Source organism: Corynebacterium sp. MSK074 (assembly GCF_030229735.1).
Lineage (GTDB): Bacteria > Actinomycetota > Actinomycetes > Mycobacteriales > Mycobacteriaceae > Corynebacterium.
This window is the reverse complement of record NZ_JASPIX010000001.1, coordinates 72917-92086: the sequence shown is the minus strand read 5'-3', so window position 1 is coordinate 92086 and position 19170 is coordinate 72917. Positions and strand designations below refer to the sequence as shown.

Annotated in this window: 19 protein-coding genes; 6 read left to right on the top strand and 13 right to left on the bottom strand. The window is 62.7% G+C overall.

The window, feature by feature from the left end:
• Positions 1–12: 12 nt before the first annotated feature.
• Genes QP965_RS00410 through ilvA form a run of 4 tightly spaced genes read right to left on the bottom strand, consistent with a single transcriptional unit; the run spans position 13 to position 2551 of the window.
• Positions 13–402: an RNA-binding S4 domain-containing protein gene (locus QP965_RS00410; RefSeq protein ID WP_284843783.1), complete on the bottom strand. Its 390-nt coding sequence runs from the start codon at positions 400–402 to the stop codon at positions 13–15.
• A complete protein-coding gene (locus QP965_RS00405; protein ID WP_225746746.1) occupies positions 403–642 on the bottom strand; it encodes a hypothetical protein in 240 nt (79 codons plus the stop codon).
• A gap of 2 nt (positions 643–644) precedes the next feature.
• Positions 645–1283: a YigZ family protein gene (locus QP965_RS00400; protein WP_284843782.1), complete on the bottom strand. Its 639-nt coding sequence runs from the start codon at positions 1281–1283 to the stop codon at positions 645–647.
• A complete protein-coding gene (gene ilvA / locus QP965_RS00395; RefSeq protein WP_284843781.1) occupies positions 1283–2551 on the bottom strand; it encodes a threonine ammonia-lyase IlvA in 1269 nt (422 codons plus the stop codon). Before ilvA ends, QP965_RS00400 begins: the two co-directional genes overlap by 1 nt.
• Positions 2552–2650: 99 nt before the next feature.
• Here ilvA and QP965_RS00390 point away from each other — a divergent pair, with 99 nt between their 5' ends.
• Together QP965_RS00390 and QP965_RS00385 are read left to right on the top strand one after the other, a co-directional pair.
• On the top strand, positions 2651–4516 hold the full coding sequence (locus tag QP965_RS00390) for a choice-of-anchor I family protein (RefSeq protein WP_284843780.1): 1866 nt from the start codon (positions 2651–2653) through the stop codon (positions 4514–4516).
• 62 nt (positions 4517–4578) lie between these two features.
• Positions 4579–5064: a hypothetical protein gene (locus QP965_RS00385; RefSeq protein WP_284843779.1), complete on the top strand. Its 486-nt coding sequence runs from the start codon at positions 4579–4581 to the stop codon at positions 5062–5064.
• A gap of 49 nt (positions 5065–5113) precedes the next feature.
• On the opposite strand, the gene QP965_RS00380 is transcribed toward QP965_RS00385, so the two are convergent.
• Together QP965_RS00380 and dnaE are read right to left on the bottom strand one after the other, a co-directional pair.
• Positions 5114–6304, bottom strand: coding sequence for a cobalamin-independent methionine synthase II family protein (locus tag QP965_RS00380; protein WP_284843778.1), 1191 nt, complete (start codon positions 6302–6304; stop codon positions 5114–5116).
• A gap of 72 nt (positions 6305–6376) precedes the next feature.
• Complete coding sequence (dnaE, locus tag QP965_RS00375) at positions 6377–9949, bottom strand: DNA polymerase III subunit alpha (protein ID WP_284843777.1); 3573 nt, start codon at positions 9947–9949, stop codon at positions 6377–6379.
• A gap of 27 nt (positions 9950–9976) precedes the next feature.
• On the opposite strand from dnaE, the gene rarD reads away from it, so the two are divergent.
• Positions 9977–10846 (top strand): EamA family transporter RarD, encoded by an 870-nt coding sequence (rarD, locus tag QP965_RS00370; RefSeq protein WP_284843776.1) that lies wholly within the window; start codon positions 9977–9979, stop codon positions 10844–10846.
• Here the strand turns inward: rarD and QP965_RS00365 are convergent.
• Genes QP965_RS00365 through lspA form a run of 5 tightly spaced genes read right to left on the bottom strand, consistent with a single transcriptional unit; the run spans position 10833 to position 14159 of the window.
• Positions 10833–11102, bottom strand: a complete 270-nt coding sequence (locus tag QP965_RS00365) for a permease (protein ID WP_284843775.1) — start codon at positions 11100–11102, stop codon at positions 10833–10835. The genes rarD and QP965_RS00365 overlap by 14 nt on opposite strands.
• Before the next feature lie 9 nt (positions 11103–11111).
• Positions 11112–12155: an HNH endonuclease signature motif containing protein gene (locus tag QP965_RS00360; protein ID WP_284843774.1), complete on the bottom strand. Its 1044-nt coding sequence runs from the start codon at positions 12153–12155 to the stop codon at positions 11112–11114.
• Between the two features lie 60 nt (positions 12156–12215).
• Positions 12216–12752: a hypothetical protein gene (locus tag QP965_RS00355; RefSeq protein WP_284843773.1), complete on the bottom strand. Its 537-nt coding sequence runs from the start codon at positions 12750–12752 to the stop codon at positions 12216–12218.
• The gene (locus QP965_RS00350; RefSeq protein WP_284814872.1) at positions 12749–13675 is read right to left on the bottom strand and encodes an RluA family pseudouridine synthase; all 927 of its coding nucleotides are present in this window, start codon (positions 13673–13675) and stop codon (positions 12749–12751) included. Before QP965_RS00350 ends, QP965_RS00355 begins: the two co-directional genes overlap by 4 nt.
• Entirely contained in the window at positions 13668–14159 is a 492-nt protein-coding gene (gene lspA / locus QP965_RS00345) for a signal peptidase II (protein WP_502869219.1), read from the bottom strand. Before lspA ends, QP965_RS00350 begins: the two co-directional genes overlap by 8 nt.
• A gap of 41 nt (positions 14160–14200) precedes the next feature.
• Between lspA and QP965_RS00340 the strand changes: the two genes are divergently transcribed.
• Positions 14201–15142 carry a hypothetical protein gene (locus tag QP965_RS00340; protein ID WP_284843772.1) on the top strand — a complete coding sequence of 314 codons (942 nt, stop codon included), beginning with the start codon at positions 14201–14203 and terminating at the stop codon, positions 15140–15142.
• Here the strand turns inward: QP965_RS00340 and QP965_RS00335 are convergent, their stop codons facing one another.
• Entirely contained in the window at positions 15143–15793 is a 651-nt protein-coding gene (locus tag QP965_RS00335) for a WKL family lipoprotein (protein ID WP_049377625.1), read from the bottom strand.
• 108 nt (positions 15794–15901) lie between these two features.
• Between QP965_RS00335 and QP965_RS00330 the strand changes: the two genes are divergently transcribed.
• A complete protein-coding gene (locus QP965_RS00330) occupies positions 15902–16795 on the top strand; it encodes an asparaginase (RefSeq protein WP_284843771.1) in 894 nt (297 codons plus the stop codon).
• Here QP965_RS00330 and QP965_RS00325 read toward each other — a convergent pair.
• Entirely contained in the window at positions 16792–18180 is a 1389-nt protein-coding gene (locus QP965_RS00325) for a DNA polymerase IV (protein WP_284843770.1), read from the bottom strand. The two genes, QP965_RS00330 and QP965_RS00325, sit on opposite strands and share 4 nt — an antisense overlap.
• A gap of 303 nt (positions 18181–18483) precedes the next feature.
• Between QP965_RS00325 and QP965_RS00320 the strand changes: the two genes are divergently transcribed.
• Entirely contained in the window at positions 18484–19107 is a 624-nt protein-coding gene (locus QP965_RS00320; RefSeq protein WP_284843769.1) for a metallophosphoesterase, read from the top strand.
• Positions 19108–19170 lie beyond the last annotated feature (63 nt).

Genomic DNA, 19170 nt, shown 5'->3' with positions numbered 1-19170 from the left:
ATTTTCGACAACTTACCGGAAACCGCCGCGGAATTTCTCCATATCGCGGCGCTCTTTCTTCGTCGGCCGACCGGCGCCGCGTTGGCGCACGGGAACCGACGGCATAAACTCCTTGGGCGGCGTCGGTGGTGCGTGGTCCGTGTAGCAGGTGCGCGCGACGGGCGCGCCGACGCGCTTGGCGACGGTCGCTAAAACCTCGAGGTCATGCTCGTGGTGGTTGCGCCATACGCGCACGCGGTCGCCCGGCACCACCTGTTGGGAAGGCTTGATGGCCTCGCCATTGATCTTTACGTGCCCGGCGCGCACGGCGGTGGCGGCCGCAGACCGGGTTTTAAACATGCGAACGGCCCACACCCAGGCATCGATCCTGACGGGGCGGCCGCTAGGTTGCGGTGCCGGCATCTAGTACTGGTTGTGGTTCTCGTTGACGATTTTCTGGATCTTCAGCCAGTTATAGCCGCCACCTGCAACGGCAACGATGGCACCAAGCAGCATCCAAGCCCAGAAGTTAGCCGAAAGCACGCCGAGCACTACGCCCACACCGATGCCGCCGGCCACGCATACGACGGCGTTGCGGGAGTGCTTGCGCACCTGCTGCTTGCGCTGCGCAATGGGGTTATTCGGTCGTTGCTGCATACTCATGGTCAGGATCCTACCTCAACCCACGCGCTGCCGGCCTCTGCCGCCTCGAGCTGGCCCTGCGAGATCGCTGCCAGCGTTGCTTCCAGCTCGTCCAGCCCGCCTGGGTGCACGGCCACGGTAAAGGTGACCGCGGCCGCATAGGCGGTATCGGTTATCTCATAACCGCGCCCACGCAGGTCCGCCTCTACTCGCCCGGCCGTCGCGTGTGGGCACTCCACCGCATAAAGCTCCCGGCGCGCCCTGGTTACCGCGCGCACCTTCTCCATGGCCTCGCTCACCGCACCACCATAGGCATGCACCAACCCGCCGGCCCCCAACTTGATGCCGCCGAAGTAGCGCACGACTACCGCGCACACATCGAGTATGCCGGAGCCCTTCACCACGTCCAGCATCGGCTTTCCGGCCGTGCCGGAGGGCTCACCATCATCGGAGGATCGCTCCACCGGGTTTGCGCCATCGACGTGGTAGACGTAGGCAGAGCAATGGTGACGGGCGTCGGGAAAGCGGCTGCGGGCGGCGTCGATAAACGCGCGGGCTTCTTCCTCATTAGTGACGCGACCAATCAAGGTAATAAACCGGGACCGCTTAATTTCAATTTCGTGTTCAACCTGGCCTACTGGGCGACGATAAGAATCCTGCATTAGGCCACGAGGAATTCATACTCGGGGGTGCCGGGCTTGAGGTACTGCACCGAAATCTTGGATTCTCCCATGCGCTCTAGCAGGCCCTCGAGATCTTCGGCACGGCTAAGCTGCAGGCCCACCAGCGCAGCGCCCGTCTCGCGGTTATTGCGCTTGAGGTACTCAAAGAGCGTGATGTCATCGGTAGGCCCCAAAATCTCGTGCAAGAAATGGCGCAACTGGCCCGGCTCCTGCGGGAAATTCACCAAGAAATAATGCTTCAGGCCGCGGTGGACCAGGGAGCGTTCCATGATTTCGGCGTAGCGCAGCACATCGTTATTGCCGCCGGAAATTACGCACACCACCGTTGAGCCTGGTTTCAGGTCCAATTGGTGCAAGCCCGCCACCGACAGTGCGCCGGCTGGCTCCGCAATGATGCCCTCATTTTGATACAGGTTGAGCAGGTCCGTGCACACCGCGCCCTCGGACACGGTGTCGAAGATCAGGCGCTCGCGATTGGCTTCCAAAATCTCATAGGGCAGCGCGCCAAGGCGCTTGACGGCCGCGCCATCCACGAAGGGGTCGACCTCCTCGAGCGTGACTGGGCCGCCGTGGTCAAACGCCGCTCTTAGCGACGCCGCCCCTTCCGGCTCCATACCCACCACCCGGGTCTGCGGCGCCATATCCGCCACGTAGGAGGTGATGCCAGAAATCAGGCCGCCGCCTCCCACAGGAACGACGATGGTATCGAGCGACTTGCCCTTGGCTGAAAGCTGTGCCAGAACTTCCGCCGCAACCGTGCCTTGTCCGGTGATGGTATCGCGGGCGTCGAAGGGCTCGATGAAGGTGGCGTCGCGCTCGGCGGCGTCGGCATGCGCGGCGGCAGCTGCCTCATCGAAGTTGGCGCCGACCACCACCAGTTCCACCTGGTCACCGCCGTGGACCAGGATGCGGTCGCGCTTTTGCATCGGCGTGGGTTCCGGCACGAAAATCTTGCCGGCAATGCCCATCGTGCGGCAGGCATAGGCCACACCCTGCGCATGATTGCCGGCCGAGGCCGTAACAATTCCCCGGCCGCGCTCTTCCTGGGGAACATTCGACATACCGTTTAACGCGCCGCGAATCTTATAGGAGCGCACGTCCTGCAGATCCTCGCGCTTGAGATAGACCTCGCAGCCCGTCTCGTCCGACAGCCGGGCGCAGTACTGCAGCGGAGTCGGGGCGATTTCCGAGCTAATCCGCGCCTGCGCCTGCTGGATATCGGATGCATGGATGGTCGAATCAGTCATGTCTTGACAGTCTACCCATTCACTGGAAATTCACTGTCCTTTAGTTGCACCGTTACCTCCATCAGCAATAGTGGACATAACCACAAGAAAGGAATACTTATGCTCAAGCGCATCTCTCTCTGCGTTACCTCCTCGCTCGTCCTCGCCTGTGCCCCGGCCGCACACGCCCACATCGTGGATAACGTGCTGGAACACTCCGCCCCCAACGCCGCACTACAGCTGACTCCCATCGGTTCCCATGAATCCGGCGTCCTGGGCAAATCCGCCGCCGAAATCGTCGCCTACTACGCTGCGTCCCAGCGCATCCTCACCGTCAATGCGCGCTCCGGCGAGGTCGATATCCTCGACGCCTCCGATCCCACCCAGCCGCGCAAGATCGGCGCCATCTCCGCCGGCGGGGACAAGGAGATCAACTCCGTGGCCGTGCGCCCCGATGGCCTGGCCGTCGCCGCGGTACAGCAGGCGGACAAAACCGACAACGGCGAGGCGCTGTTCTTCAATGCCGAAACCGGCGAGGAGCTTGGGCGCGTAGACGTTGGCGCCCTGCCCGATAACGTGCACCTCACTGCCGACGGCCGCCACGCACTGGTTGCCAACGAAGGCGAGCCTTCCGACGCACTCAACGCCGAGGGCACCGCCTACCTCAAGGACCCAGAGGGCTCCATTTCCGTCATCAGCCTGCCCGAGCACGTCGCGGCGCCCGCGCTTAGCGACGTCCACACGGCCGACTTCACCGCCTTTGACACCGCCGACCTTGACCCTTCAATCCGCGTTTTCGGCCCCTCCGCACACCATAACCTGCCCTCGCGCGACTTCGAGCCGGAATATATTTCTTCCGCGGGCGGCAAGGCCTATGCCACGCTGCAGGAAAACAACGCCATCGCGGTCATCGATATCGAGTCCGCCACCGTGGAAAAGGTAATCCCCGCTCATATCGCGGACCACTCCCAAGTGCCGGTGGATCCGTCCAATAAGGATGACGTGGCGGAGCTGCGCACCATCCCGGTCAAGGGCCTGTCCATGCCGGACTCCATCGGCGCTTTCGAGGCAGAAGGTCAGACCTATTTCGCCACCGCCAACGAGGGCGATGCCCGCGAGTGGGGAGGCTATACCGACGAAGTAGAGCTCAAGGACCTGGTAAAGGACGGCAAGGTCTGCGACGGCCTCGAGCTCCCCGAGGGCATTGAGGATAAGAAGTTTGCCGGCAACCTCAAGCTCACCAACGCTTCTGGCTGGAACGAAGAAAAGGAGTGTTTCGACGGCCTGTATTCCTATGGTTCGCGCTCCTTTAGTATCTACGACGCCGAGGGAAACGTCGTCTTCGATTCCGGTGCGGACTTCGAGAACATCACCAAGGATATGCCCGGCCTGAACTTCAACGCCGATAACGAGGATCCGGATTTCGATGACCGCTCCGATAACAAGGGACCAGAGCCGGAAGCCTTGACCATCGGCAAGGTTGGCGATCGCACCTACGCCTTCATCGGCGCAGAGCGCGTGGGCGGCATCTTTGTCTACGACGTAACCACCCCCGCCGAGGCACAGTTTGTCACCTACGTCAATAATCGCGATTTCTCCGTTGGCTACGACGAGGACGATGTTGCTGCCACCACCCAGGCCGGCGACCTCGGACCAGAGGGTCTAGCCTTCGTTCCCGCTGCAGAGTCCCCTACCGATGACGCGCTCCTCATCTCCGGCAACGAGGTATCCGGCACCACCACCGTGTTCTCCGTCAAGGACCTGCTTGCCGACGCCCCCGACGACGCCGACTCCCCTGCCGCATCCGGCAGCTCCAACGGTTCCAGCAACGGCAGCAGCGGCAGCAGCGTCGCTGCCGGCGTGGGCATCGTGGCCGGTTTGGTAGGTCTTGGCGCCCTGATCGGCGGGGCTCTGGGCTTCCTGCCGAAGACCGTCGACGAGTTCTATGCGCTGTTACCGGCGCAGGTGCGCAAGCTTTTGCCATAGATCTTCCGGGATTTAGCTGCTAAGTTATTTGAGGCTAATACCTCTCACTCTAAAGGAGAACCATGCGCAACCGTCTCAGCATTTCGCTCGTCGCCGCCACCGCCGTGGCAGCGGGCCTCGTTGCACCAGCTACCGCTTCTGCCGCAGAAGATAAGGCGAAGGAGATTTCGGCTGAATGCCAGGCCGAGGTCGATAAGGCGAAGGAAGAGCACATCAAGAAGATCGAGAGCGGCGAGCTCGGATCTTCCGCCCGCACCCCGCAGGAGCTCATGCAGGGCCTGGCCAACGGCTACGGCTCCTCCGGAATGCCAAAGGAGCCGGACTGCGTAGCCCAGGAAGCAGAGGAGCACCAGATCGAGGCACTCAAGAAGCTTCCTATCTGGGGTTCTTCCTCCCCAGAGAAGTTCCTCGAGGTCATGAGCTGGGTTACCGTGGCTGCCAGCCTCGTTGCCGCGCTGCTGCAGGCCTTCACCATGGTTGCCAAGGTGAACCCGGCTGTGCTGGAGCCGATGAAGAATGCCCTCAAGCAGCTGGGCGTGCGCTTCTAAGCACTGAATAATCTAGCCGCTCCGGAGCTCCGGAGCGGCTTTGTGCGTTTTAGAAGAGTTCGCGGGTAGCAATCTCCGCGCCCTCGACCAAGGACTGCAACTTCGCCCAAGCAATCTGGGGGTGCAGGCGGCCGCCCAGGCCGCAGTCGGTCGACGCGATGACGTTTTCTGGGCCAACCACCTCAGCGAATTGGATAATACGATCGGCCACAAGGCGCGGATGCTCTACCGCATTGGTGGAGTGAGAGACCACACCCGGGTAAATCACGGTACCCTCCGGCAGCGCGTGATCCTGCCACACGCGCCACTCATGCGCGTGGCGCGGCGAAGCGGCCTCGAAGGAGAATCCGCCGACCTCGGCACGCAGGATTTCCTCGACAATATCCGCAAAGGGCACGTCGGTAACGTGCGGGCCGTGCCAGGAGCCCCAGCAGATATGCAGGCGCGTTTGTTCCTTGGGCAGGCCAGAGATGGAATCATTGAGGACGTCGATACGCTCGCGAATAAAACCGCGGAAGTCCTCGACCGACGGCTCCGGATTGATTTGGTCCCAAGCCTCGGCCAGGTCGGGCGCGTCGAATTGCACAATAAGCCCAGCATCGGTGATGGCCTGGTATTCGGTGCGCATGGCACGGCCGACGTCGGCAAGCAGCTCATGCTCATCGTCGTAGTAGCGGTTGGTCAGGCGCGCTGCCGAGCCGGGCGAAAGGGCGGCGATGAAGCCGGGGGTGCCGGTTGGGAGGGCGTCGGCAAGCAGGCGAACATCGGCGGCAACCTCGTCCTGGCCGATGTAGGTTACAGGGCCGGTGAACTCTGGGTTCGCCACCTTGGCGCGGCCGGTGAAGATGCCAGAATCCGGATCATTATAGGCCTCCGAGAACAACGCGCGGTCGCGGCGATCAATAAACGACGTCAGCCGCGGCTCACCCGGCTTAGATCGCACCACCTCGGCCGATTCCCAGCGGTCGGTATCCGTCATCGTCAGCCCGCCCAAGCGGCTAAACGAATAGTTCCACCACGCGCCATAATCCACCGCGCCAGAGGTGATATGGCCGTACTCGCCCTCGTTAATGATATCGAGGCCGAGATCGAGCTGCCGCTTGACGACGTCCGCCACCGCAGCCTCCAAAATCCCCTGAAACTCCGCGGCCGGCAGCTCCCCGCGCTGCAGGTTGGCTTCCAGGAGCTCCGGGGTGCGCGGCAGCGAGCCGACGTGGGTGGTACGAATCTTGTTAACCATCAGGTTTCCTCCATCGATATAGACTGTGCTGTCTAGATTAGTGGAGGGCGCCTGCCGCCGCCGAGTTTAAATTCAGCCTAAAATGCCCGCGCCCATGGTGGCCTTAAGGTCGCCCATGAGGTTGCCGGATCGCTCCACGCGCAGGTGGTCGCCGAGGATCATGGTGGTGGACTCGGAGCCGTCGACAAGCTCGAGGTACACGTCTGACTCGCCCTGGTTTTTGAGCAGGACCTGCTTGAGCCGGGCAATGTTTTCCATGGTGCACTGATCCGTGCGCAAAGTCAGGCGCAGCGGCAGGCCGGCGCCACCGCCAGGACCGAGGTCTGGGACGCGGATATCAGAGCAGAACAGGGAGCGACGCTCATCGCGCACCTTGACGTTCACGCGCGCGAGGATGATATTGTCCTCCACAATCTGCGGGGCGACGAGCGAGTACACCTTGTTGAAGACCAGGATTTCCACCTGCGCGCCGTTGTGGTCTTCCACCGTGACAATGGCCCACGGCGAACCATCACGCTTAGAGAAGCGGCGGTCCACGCCCGAAATGATGCCGCCGATAATGAGCTCTTGGCCGTTATGGACCTCGTCGTTGAGGATCTTGGTAAGTGGGGTATCCGTCTGCGCGGCCAGCGCCTCCTCGAAGCCATCGAGCGGGTGGCCGGAAACGTAAAGGCCAAGCATCTCGCGCTCGAGGGCAAGTTCGTGTTTACGATCCCAGTTGTCTTCTGGAATATCCAAGGCAAAGGCGTTGGAGGCCGCATCGTCCTCTCCCCCGCCAATTCCAGCGAAGAGATCGAACTGTCCCTTATCCGCGGCCTTCTTGGTGGTTTGCACCGCGTCAACAGCGTCCTCATGGATGAGCATGAGGCCCTTTCGCGGGTGGTTCAAGTCATCGAAAGCGCCGGCCTTAATGAGCGCTTCTGTCACGCGCTTGGTGCAGGCGGCGAGCTCGATCTTGTCCAGGTAGTCACTAAACGAGGTAAACGCGCCCTTGTCGTGGCGGGATTTGATGATGGATTCCACCACTTCCGAGCCAACGTTGCGGATAGCGCCCATGCCGAAGCGGATATCCTCTCCCACCGCCTGGAAGTCCTCTTCGGACTCATTGACGGACGGCGGCAGCACCTTGATGCCCAGGTGGCGGCAGTCCGACAGGTAAATGGCGGACTTATCCTTTTTATCGCCCACCGAGGTCAACAGCGCAGCCATGTACTCCGGTGCATAGTAGGCCTTGAGGTAGGCCGTCCAGAAGGACACCAAGCCGTAGCCCGCGGCGTGGGACTTGTTAAACGCGTAGGACGCGAAGGGCTCGATGGTGCCCCACAGCGCATCCATGGCGGACTTGGAGTAGCCATTTTCTTGCATACCGCCCCAGAACTTGTCGTACTGCTGCGCCAGCACCTCCGGCTTCTTCTTACCCATCGCCTTACGGAAGCCATCTGCCTCGCCGGCCGTGTAGTTGGCGACCTTCTGCGAGATACGCATGATCTGCTCCTGGTAGACGATGAGGCCGTAGGTCTCATCCAGGATTTCCTTGAGCGGCTCTTCCAACTCCGGGTGAATTGGAGTGATTTCCTTACGGCCATTCTTGCGGTCCGCGTAGTCCCAGTGGGCGTTCACGCCCATCGGGCCCGGGCGGTAGAGCGCAAGGGAAGCCACAATATCCTTAAAGCCGGTCGGCTTCATGCGCTTGAGAAGCTCCTGCATGCCGCCGGAGTCGAGCTGAAAGACGCCCAGCGTATCGCCGCGTGAGAGCAGGTCATAGACCTTGGAGACCTTGGGGTCGTCAGCATGCAGCTGCTCTAGGTGGATTTCTTCGCCGCGGTTGCGCTTGATGTTTTCAATCGCATCGCCGATAACGGTGAGGTTGCGCAGGCCCAAAAAGTCCATCTTCAGCAGGCCGATGGCCTCGCAGGCCGGGTAATCCCAGCCGGTGATATAGGCACCGTCGGCCGGGCGCTTCCACATAGGGATGTGGTCCATGAGGCGAACCGAGGCCATAATCACCGCACAGGCGTGCACGCCCGCCTGCCTGACGACGCCCTCCAACCCCCGCGCCGTGTCATAAATCTTTTTCACATCTGGGTCGGATTCCACCATCTGGCGGACCTCGGCGGCCTCGGAGTAGCGCTCGTGGTCCGGGTCCGTGATGCCCTTGAGCGGAATGTCCTTGGCCATGATGGCAGGCGGCAGCGCGCCGTTGATGCGGTCGGCCATCTGGAAGCCGGGCTGGCCAAAGTGCACCTTGGCCGAGTCCTTAATGGCCTGCTTGGTCTTCACCGTGCCGAAGGTAATCACCTGCGCCACCTTGTCCTCACCCCAGCGCTCGGCCGCATAGGTGATCATTTCGCCGCGACGGCGGTCATCGAAGTCGATATCGATATCGGGTGCGGACGGGCGTTCTGGATTCAAGAATCGCTCGAAGAGGAGATCGTGTTCCAGCGGGTCGATATTGGTAATGGTCAGCGCGTAGGCGACGAGCGCGCCGGCCGCCGAGCCACGGCCCGGCCCCACACGAATGCCCACGGAGCGCGCGTGCTTAATGAGCTCGGCCACGATGAGGAAGTAGGACGGGTAGCCTTTCATCTCGATAACAGAGATCTCATACTTGGCGCGCTCGATATACTCCTCCGGAACATCACGGCCGGGGAAGCGCGCTTGCAGGCCCTCCATCACCTCATGGGTGAGCCAGGAGGTTGGGGTGTGGCCCTCGGGTACGTCGGCAATAGGCATGCGATCGTGGGTGTGTTCTTCCCAGATTTCGCCGTAGTCTTGCACGCGCTCGGCAATCCACAGGGTGTTATCGCAGCCGTCTGGAATCATATCGTCCCAGGTCTCGCGCATCTGCGCGGCCGACTTAATGTAGTAGCCGGTGCCGCCGAACTTGAAGCGGTCCGGGTCCATGAAAGTCTTGCCGGTCTGCACGCACAGCATCGCTTCGTGCGCCGGCGCCTGGGACTCCAACACGTAGTGACAGTCATTGGTCACCAACGGCGGCAAGTCCAGCTTGCGGCCGATCTCTAGCAGGCCATCGCGCGTGCGCTTTTCGATGTCCAGCCCATGGTCCATCAACTCCAAAAAGAAGTTGTCCTTGCCGTAAATGTCCTGCCACATGGCCGCAGCCTCCAGCGCCTCGTTGAACTGGCCGAGACGCAGGCGGGTCTGGACATCGCCAGAAGGGCAACCGGTGGTGGCGATGATGCCGTCGGCATGCTCGGCGATGAGCTCGGCGTCCATGCGCGGCCACTTGCCCAACTGACCCTCATAGGAAGCAAGCGAGGACAAGGTAAAGAGATTGCGCAGGCCGGTGGCATTCTCCGCAATCATAGTTTGGTGGAGGTAGGCACCGGACGCGGAGACGTCGTCGCGCTTTTGGTCCGGCGTGCCCCACAGCACGCGCTTTTTGTTGAAGCGGGATTCGGGCGCCATATACGCTTCGATGCCGATGATGGGTTTGATACCGGCGCCGGTCATGCGGCGGTAGAAGGCATCAGAGCCATACATATTGCCGTGGTCGGTCATGCCGACGGCCGGCATTTCTTGGCGGACCACCTCGTCTGCCAGCATATCGACCTTGGCCATGCCGTCCAGCATGGAAAACTCGGTGTGGTTGTGCAGGTGGACGAAGGAGGAGTTTTTGGCCATGCGGCTCATCATAGCGGGGCGGTCAAAATGGGCTATTATTTTGTGATGCTCTACACGCTCGCCGCCTACATCATGTGGGGATTTTTCCCCGCGTTCTTCCCTCTGTTGCTGCCGGCATCGCCGCTGGAAATCTTGGCGCACCGCGTGTTGTGGACCGCGGTGTTAGTCACCGGATTTTTGTTCCTCGGCGGCCGGTGGCGCGAAATGGCGCGCATGGACAAGCGCACGTGGGGTTGGCTTGCGGCCGCGGGTGTATTCATCACGGTCAATTGGGGCACCTACGTGGTGGCGATTAATAGCAACCACGTGGCCGATGCAGCGCTGGGGTATTTCATCAATCCCTTAGTGTCGGTCGCCCTCGGCATGGTGTTTTTGAAGGAACGACTGCGGCCGTGGCAGGCCGGCGCGGTGGGCGTTGCGGCCATCGCGGTGCTGTATTTGACGTTCTTTACCGGCCAGGCGCCATACATTTCGCTGTTGTTAGCCTTCAGCTTCGGCTTTTATGGGCTGCTCAAAAAGCAGGTTCGGGTGTCCTCGGCCGTCTCTGTCGCAGCGGAGGCGCTCGTGATGTCACCGCTGGCGGTGGGCTACATCCTGTGGCTGGAAAGTAGCGGCCAGGGCACCTTCGCCAGCGAGGGCATCGGCCATGCGCTGCTCTTGGTCAGCGCCGGCTTGATTACCGCGCTGCCGCTTCTCTGCTTTGCGGAGGGCGCACGGACGCTGCGCTTATCGACGATCGGCATGCTCCAATACCTCACCCCCATCATGCAGATGCTGTGGGCGCTCTTTGTCACCCACGAGCACTTTTCAACGCACCGCTGGATCGGCTTCGGCATTATCGGCGTGGCGGTGGCTATTTACGTCGCCGACTTGGTGCGCATGGCTAGGAGCGCCTAAGTTCCTCGCGAGCGGCACGGGCGCGGCGACGCGCCGCCTGTTCCTCTTCTGCCCGCAGCGCCCAGCGCGGCATCACCACGACGAGGAAAATGCCATAGGCACATACGATCCCGGAAAACACCAGCGTCATCGAGGTGCCGCCGGTGACAAGGCCGATTAAAAGCGCGATGCCGGAAACCACCACCGCGACCCACGCGGCGATATAGGCAAACTTGTAGTTGGGCATCCACTGCGAAAAGGACTGCTGTGAGGACATAGGTCTAGCCTACGCGGTGGTCGTATTGGTGGGCCCGGTATCGACAAGATCCGGTGGGGGCGGATCCCAGGGGTTGACCCAGCGCACGCCGCGGGCGGTGCGCTCGAAGCGGCCGTTGCGCGGCGGACCGGTGCGATGGTCATCATTGCGGCCATTGTGGTAAGCACAGGCAGTGGTGAGGTTCTTCGCATTGGTCCATCCCCCGCCGGCCCAACTGAAAATGTGGTGGATCTGGCACTCATCGGCAGGCTTATGGCAGCCCCTGACCGGGCATGTGGGATTTTCCGCCGCAGCCATCATGAACTGCTTCCAGGTGGCCCCACGGCGCATGCGGTACAGGTTCACTGGGCCCTCTACGGGGTGGAGCAGGGTGACAAATCCCTCCTCGGCAAGCGCGCGCTGGGCCAATTCGGAGCCCGTAATCTGCGCGCCATTGGTCATGGTCAGCACTACATCGTCGCTGCCATGGGCCACGCCAACCAACTTATCCAGCGGCACCACAACGTTGGTGCGCACGGTGGAGGTGGCGGCACTGGTACCGGTGCGGAAGAAGGAGGCGACGTCGGCAAGCGAGCCGGCATGCTGGTGGAGTTCTGCAATCAGCGCGGAAGGGCCAGTGATAGACAGAGTCCACGGCTTTCCGGCGGCGCGGCGCCGCAGCCGCACCCCCGGCTTGGGTTCGCGCGGCGCGCGCATCTCGCGCAGCTTCTTGCGAGCACGCCTTTCCATCTCCCGCGTATCACACGCGATATGGGTGAGCTCGGCGCGCAGGGCCCAGGCGCGGGCTTGGGTGGGCGCGCGCCGCGCATGCTTTTCGATGACCTCCAGCGTCGGCAGCGAATGCCGGTTGCGGCGGGCCCCGTCCACCGCGCGGCGTTGGCGGCGGCGAAAGCTGGTGGTCCCCAAGTAGACCTGCGCGAGCTGCGCAATAGTGTCAGCCGTGGCATCGGGCATGCCGGCGGCAGTAAGGTCCGCGGCGGAGGCATCGGCGGCCTCGGCGAGGATGTCCATCGCCGAGTTGAGCGCCGCGATATAAGCCCGAATGTGTTCCATGCCTTAGATGCTAAAAGCACTGGGCGGCCACCGCGCGCCATAGGGACCAGGAGGGCGATATTAGCTGGGAGGGCGGATGGCGAAGCTGCCCCAGGCGGCGTCGGCAGGCGCGGGTTCGACGGCGGCGACGGAGGGGGTGGAGGCGACGTCGGCAAGCTGGGCACCCGACCCCCACACCACAGCGGCGCTCACCGCGGTGGGGCGCTGCCCATAGGAGGCATCGATGCGGTCGAAAGCGCGTTGGATGACGGCGGCGCGGTCCTCGCCGGCGGTGGGTTCGGGGACGTCGATGGGGGCGGTGGAGCCGATAAGGATGGCGTCCATGCGCGGGGCTGCGGCAACGGCGGCCGCGGCGGCTACGGGCGGCAGGTCCTCGTCAAAGGTGACTAGAGCGTAGGCAGGCGCGTCTGGAATGTCGCTGCCGGACACGCGCGCAATATACTCCGCGCGCGATTCGCCATCCGGGCCGAGCTGGTCTCCTTGTACCTGCGAAGAAGCCTGGGTCCCTAGGGCGCCAAAAAGCGCGAGCGCGGCCAGGAAAACCACCGCAAGCACCGCCAAGGCCGCTAGCCGACGCCGCCGGTAGACCTTCCTCATCCCCGCAGAACCTCCAAAGCGTGCTCGAGATCGGCCGGGTACGGCGCCGCAATCTCGAACCACTTGCCGGTGCCGGGGTGAGTAAAGCCGAGTTTTACCGCGTGCAGCCACTGGCGCTTAAGCCCAAGGCGCTTAGCCAGGTTGGGATCCGAGCCGTACATCGGATCGCCCACGCACGGGTGGCCGGTGGCGGACATGTGCACGCGGATCTGGTGGGTGCGGCCGGTCTCTAGGTGCACCTCGATGAGGCTGGCCTCGCGGAAGGCCTCGATGAGGCTGTAATGGGTGACGGCCGCTTTGCCGTCGTCAAGCACGGCGAATTTCCAGCCCGACTTGGGGTGACGGCCGATAGGCGCATCGACGGTACCCTCGATGGGATCCGGCAGGCCCTGCACCACGGCGTGGTAGGTCTTTTTTACGCTGCGGTACTTAAAAGCATGCTTGAGCGCGGAATAAGCGCGCTCCGAGGAAGCCACGACCATCACGCCAGAGGTGCCCACATCGAGGCGGTGCACGATGCCCTGGCGCTCGGTCGGCCCGGACGAAGCGACTGTATAACCGGCCGCGCGCAGCCCGCCAATCACCGTCGGCCCGTCCCAGCCCACACTGGGGTGCGCGGCCACACCCACCGGCTTATGCACGCAGATGATATCGGCATCGCTGTAGAGCACGTCCATGCCCTCGACCAGCTCTTCGCGCGGCAGCAACGGCTTTTCTGGCTCCGGCAAAAGCACCGAGACCACGTTGCCGGAGGTCAACCGCTCGGACTTGCCCAGCTCCTGGGAATCGATGGTCACGTTGCCCTCGGCGCACAGCTGCGCGGTGGCGCTCCGGGAAAGGCCAAGGAGCTTGGCCAGGGCGGCGTCGGCACGCATGCCTTCTAGGCCTTCAGGAATGGGGAAGCTGCGCATCTGCCTATTCATGCTCGGCCTTCCTTTCCTCCAGCACCATGGCGATGATGAACAGCACCACGCCGCAGGTAATGGCCGCGTCCGCAATATTGAACACGGCGAAAGAGCCGACCGAAATATAGTCCACCACGTGCCCAAACCAGAAGCCGGGGGCACGGAAGATGCGGTCAGCGAAATTACCCAACGCGCCACCGGCGATAAGCGCAAGGCCCACCGCCTGGCCGGAGTGGGTAATGCGCGGGGCGGCAATGGCCACGCCGAGCACAAAGACCAGCTGGATAGTGGTAAAAAGCCACGTCGATCCCTCCCCGCCCATGGAAAAGGCGGCGCCAGGGTTAAAAAGCAGGGTAAACCGGAACCAATCCCCAATGACCGGCAGGGGCTCGCCCTCCGTAAGGATGGAGAGCATTAGTTGTTTCACGGCTTGGTCCACCAGCGCCACGGCAATGACCACCGCGGCGATAAGTCCTGTCTTGCTCCTTCGTTTTTGACTCACCCGCTCTATTCTAAACGGGAGCGTCCGGTATTTTGGTAAGCGTGTTTCGAGTCAAAGTTTTTGCAGCCCTGACCACAGCCGCCGTAGCGCTTACGGCGTGTTCCTATGAAAAGCCGGGACCCGCGGTAGAACAGCCCGTGGGCCTGACTATCGACGCCCCACGCGTCACCGTGGACAATCCCGGCACCGGGGAGAAAAAGCTCCTGGAATACCGCGATATCGACTCCACGCAGGACGTGAACTACCGCGTTACCGAGGGTTTTTCGCAGGACCTGCTCAAAAAGTCCGCGGCCGAGAAGTTTCAGGCCTCCGACGTCGAATCCACCACCACTACCCTGCCGCTATCGGCCAAGGTAGATAAGGCCAGCGAGGATGTCGAAGATCAGCTGCCCGCCACCCGCAATGCCTTTGTCACGGCCGGTGCGCCGGAAACTTCTGGCGACACCGACGTCTCCTCGGCCGAGGGATTCCAATTTGGCTGGCGTGGCCAAGACAATGGCCAGATGAATTCGCTGCGCTTGGCCGCACCCCAAGACGCCACGGATGAAGCCCGTGGCTCCGTGGAACAGGCGATTATGAAGCTGACGGCCCTACCCGTGGTTTTCCCCACCGAGGAGGTAGGCAAGGGAGCGAGCTGGACGGTGGATTCGCGCGTTACCGGCGAGTCCACCCTGCTGCAGACCACGCGCTATACGGTCGCTTCCATCGAAGGCGACCAGGTCAAGCTCAACGTGGAGGTAGAGCAGCGGCCGTCGCTAGGCGCACTGTCCTTTGAGGGTCAGGCCCAGGGCACGGAGTTGGAGGACAAGGAGCTCAAGGTTGTGGACTCCAGCACCCAGTCCAAGGGCAACATCACGGTAGACCTGAGCAAGCCGCTGCCCGTGGGCGGTAACGTGTCTTTCGACACGAAGGTCATTTATGGCGCCGCCGGCTCGGAGCTGCGCGTGGTGCAGTCGAGCCTGACGGAGCTGAACTTTTCCTAGTTACTCGGCCGGGGCTTCTACTGGGGCCTCAGCTGGGGCCTGCTCGGCGCCGGCCGCGGGGGCGTCGCCTTCAGCCGGGGCAGCGTCGCCCTCGGCCGGTGCCGGGGCAGGTGCGGAGGCACCGGCGCCGGTATCCGCGCACATCTCCGGAACCTGCTCCGGCGGCACGGTGTTTTGGATGAGCGTGCAAGCCCAGGCTTTGGAAAGCTTCCAGGTGCCGTCTTCGTAGACGAATTCCACCTGGTCAGCGGTCTGCTGCTGGCCGTCAGCGGTGGTGAAGTTCACGGTGGTCAGCACGGACTGCGGGTCATAGCCCGGAAGCACAGGATCAACGACCTCGAACTCGGCGCCGGATTCCTGCTTGGACTGTGCCATGGTGTCAAAGATTTCCGGTGCGGTCTCGCCGCCCTGCACGGTGGCGGTCTTTTCCTGCTCAGAAGCGTTCGGATCCGTGGCCTTGGCCAAGATGGCGTTGAGATCCGCCGGGGACGGCAGCGCTGGGGCGGCGGAATCGCCGTCGGAAGAGGCAGATTCCTGCGCCTCGGTGTTGGTGGCGGCGGTATCGTCCTGCTCGTCGTCGGAAGAGCAGGCGGCCAGGGCGGTGGCCGCGGTCAGTGCGAGGCACGCGGCGCTAAACTTGCGGAATTTCACTTCTAACTCCTCACGTCTGGGTTCTAAGCTCCCATCAGTTTACAGCTGCACCAGCTTTTTCCGGGCTGCGCCCGCCGCGTGGGCGGAGATTTCTTTAACCTTGAGTGCATGACCCAACTTGCTTTGATCGCCACCGGCGGCACGATCGCGTGCACCACCGTGGCCGATGGTTCCCTGGTTCCCACCATCTCCGGCGCAGACCTTGCCGCTGAAATCGACGCCGAGGTAGTGGAGTTTCGCCAGCTCGATTCGTCCTCTATTACTTTGGCGGACCTCGATGAGCTCATTGCAGTAGTCAACGAGCACACCGCGCGCGAGGACATCGGTGGCGTGATCATCACCCATGGCACCGACTCCATGGAGGAAACCGCGCTGGCGTTGGAGATTTTCTGTGCAGGGGCAAAACCCATCGTGCTTACGGGCGCGCAGCGCGCCTACGATCACCCCGCGGCCGACGGCCCCACCAATCTGCGCGCTGCCCGCGAGCTTGCGGCCAGCGGGCGCCCTGGGGTTTTCCTCTGCTTTGGCGGGGAAACCATTCCGGCGCGCGGTGCGCGCAAGCGGCACACCAGTGACCTGCGCGGGTTTGAGTCGCTGCTCGTTCCTGGCACCACCCCGCGTTTGCATCCTGCCCCGCTGGCGTCGCAGCGTATCGAGATCATCCCCGCCTATCCGGGAGCGGGGCGCCTGCTGGTCGACGCCGCCGTAAACTCCCCCACCACCGGTCTCATTGTGGAGGCCATGGGCTCGGGAAATATGGGCGAGGAGATGGGCCGCGCGCTTGCCGACGCCCTCCGCGCCGGCCTCCCCGTCATCATTTCTACCCGCACACCCTATGGCCCGACGGCGCTGGCTTACGGTGGCGACGGCGGTGGCGCGAGCCTGGGGAAGCGTGGCGCCATCAACGCCGGATGGTTCCGCCCGAGCCAAGCGCGAATCCTGCTCGCTGCGGCGCTGGCCACCGGCACCGATCCGGCGGATCTTTTCGCTCAGGAGGGCTAGTCCTCGCTGGTCAGCCAGTCCTGCCAATCCAGCGAGTCGAGCGGGTCTGCCGGCACGAGCGCGGGATCGTCGGCCGCGAAGGATGTGGTGCGCCCGGGCCCCGTGGCGCGCGTTTCAAAGCGCACGCTCACCACCCCGTGGCCGGCGCCTTGAATCCAACCGTGGCCGTAATCAGGGTGGAAAACATCCTGCGTGGCGTGCCACTGGTTATCGGTTTCTTCTTCCACCGTCACTGTAGGCGCTGGAATGGTCGGCGTTGCGTCGTCGCTTACCCCAGTTTCATAGTCCGTATCCGCCGGAGCAGGACGCACGATCTCGCGGTCGAGCTCTGGAAAAAGCACGTCTTGGCGAGCGGCCTCTAGCCCGGAATAGCTCACCCCCACCAAGCGGATGGGCCCCAGCTCATCGGGGTAGCGGGCAAGCTTGAAGGCGGCAGCGGTGAGCACGGCGGCGTCGTCAGTCGCGTAGGGCAAGGTGGTCGAGCGCGATTCGATATGAAAATCCGCCATGCGCAGCTTCACCGTTACGGTGCGCGCGCCGCGCCCATCCTTAAGCAGCCGGCGGTGAGCGCCCTCCGCCGCGCGAGTGATGGCTGCATCGACCTCAGGGGCGGTCTGCAAGTCTTTCGGGTAGGTGTGCTCAGTAGAAATCTGCTTAGAAATAGCACGCGGCGCCACCTCACGGTCATCGATGCCACGGGCTAGCTGCCACAGTTGCAGCCCCACCACACTGCCGATGGAAATTTCTACTTCCTTGCGCGTCATCGCCGCCAGCTGCCCAATGGTCTCGACGCCGATGGACTTGAGCTTCGCGCCGGTCACCGGGCCGACTCCCCACAACTTGTTCACCGCAAGGGGGTGCAGCATATCTAGCTGGCGCTCCGCCGGAATGACAAAGGTGCCGTCAGGCTTCGCTTCGCCCGATCCGATCTTGGCAAATTGTTTGCCCGATCCCGCCCCAATGGAGCACGGAAGGCCCGTCTCTTCCCGAATAAGCGCGCGCAGCTCATCCGCCCAGCGCTTGACCTCCTCCGCGCTCGCTCCTTCCAGGGCGGCGGGTTCCATAAAGGCCTCATCGATAGAAAGCTGCTCGATGACCTCCACGTGTTGCGCGATGATGCCAAATACGCGCCGCGAAGCCGCCGCATACACCGCCCGGCGCGGCTGCACTACCACCGCGCGAAGTCCAACAAGCTGCTGCGCGCGATACATCGGCATGGCCGAATGCGCGCCGTACTCGCGCGCCTCATAGGAGGCGCCGGCCACCACGCCGCGCCCACTGGTGCCTCCCACCAAAACGGGACGCCCCTGCAGCGTAGGCCGGGTCAGCTGCTCGACGGAGGCGAAAAACGCGTCCATGTCGATATGTAAAACCCAGCGTTGCATGCGGCCCAGTTTAATAGGCGCGCTCACGGGCGGACTCCTGGGTGTTTGTGCGCCGTTAATTAAAGCTTTTATTTCTTTCCATCTCATCGCCACCCGCTCGCAAAGTCATCTTTTTAGGTTTTCAAGGACACTTTCTCCAGAAAACACCCCTCAGCCTATGAAGCCTCCATAGTTGCACACGGAGTCCACAACTCTCCTCACTCCCTACTGCCCGAGCCGAACATATCGACCCCACAGCCCTGCGGAAACAATCGCAATTGCATGTATCCCCTTCGTCTTGGTAGCACAATCGAAAGGCCGCACATGCCCGCTAGCATCTTCGTCTTTTCAGATCTCCACTTGGGTCTCCCTGGCGCCCCCGGCTTGGACTGGGCCCTGCAGGAACTCGAGGTTGCCGCCAATAGTGGGGCCACGGCGTGCGTGTGCTTGGGCGATATCATTGACCGCAACGCGGACTCGGCCGAGTTCGTGCCTCAGATCCGCACCATTATGGCCCATGCTGTCACCCTGTTCAACGAAGTCCACTTCATTTCCGGCAACCACGATACCCACCACAACCTGGACTTCCCGCCCGAGGTCACGGTCCACGGCACGCAGGTGCATACCTTTCATATAGGAAACACCACGGTTCTAACCGCAGCGGTGGCCACCGATCCGGACCCGCGCCGCCTCCAGTTTCCTCCCCGCCGCAGCGACGGCCCGGTCCTCGGCCTCCTACATTCTTCCGTCACCGGTGAGTTTTCTAAAGGCACCTGCCTGCCGCTTTCCGTGGCTGAGCTACAGGCCTGCGAGGCCGATGCCTGGATCCTTGGGCACGTCCACACCCCGCACACGCTTGCCGACGCTCCCTTCATCGGCTGGGTCGGCATGGGCCACGGCTTACTCTTCGACCCTGATACGTGCCACGTCACACGTTCGCATGACTAGATTCGTTCCCCACAAATCCCCCTCATATTCTTGCTTGCATGCAAGCTTGTATGCAAGATGGAT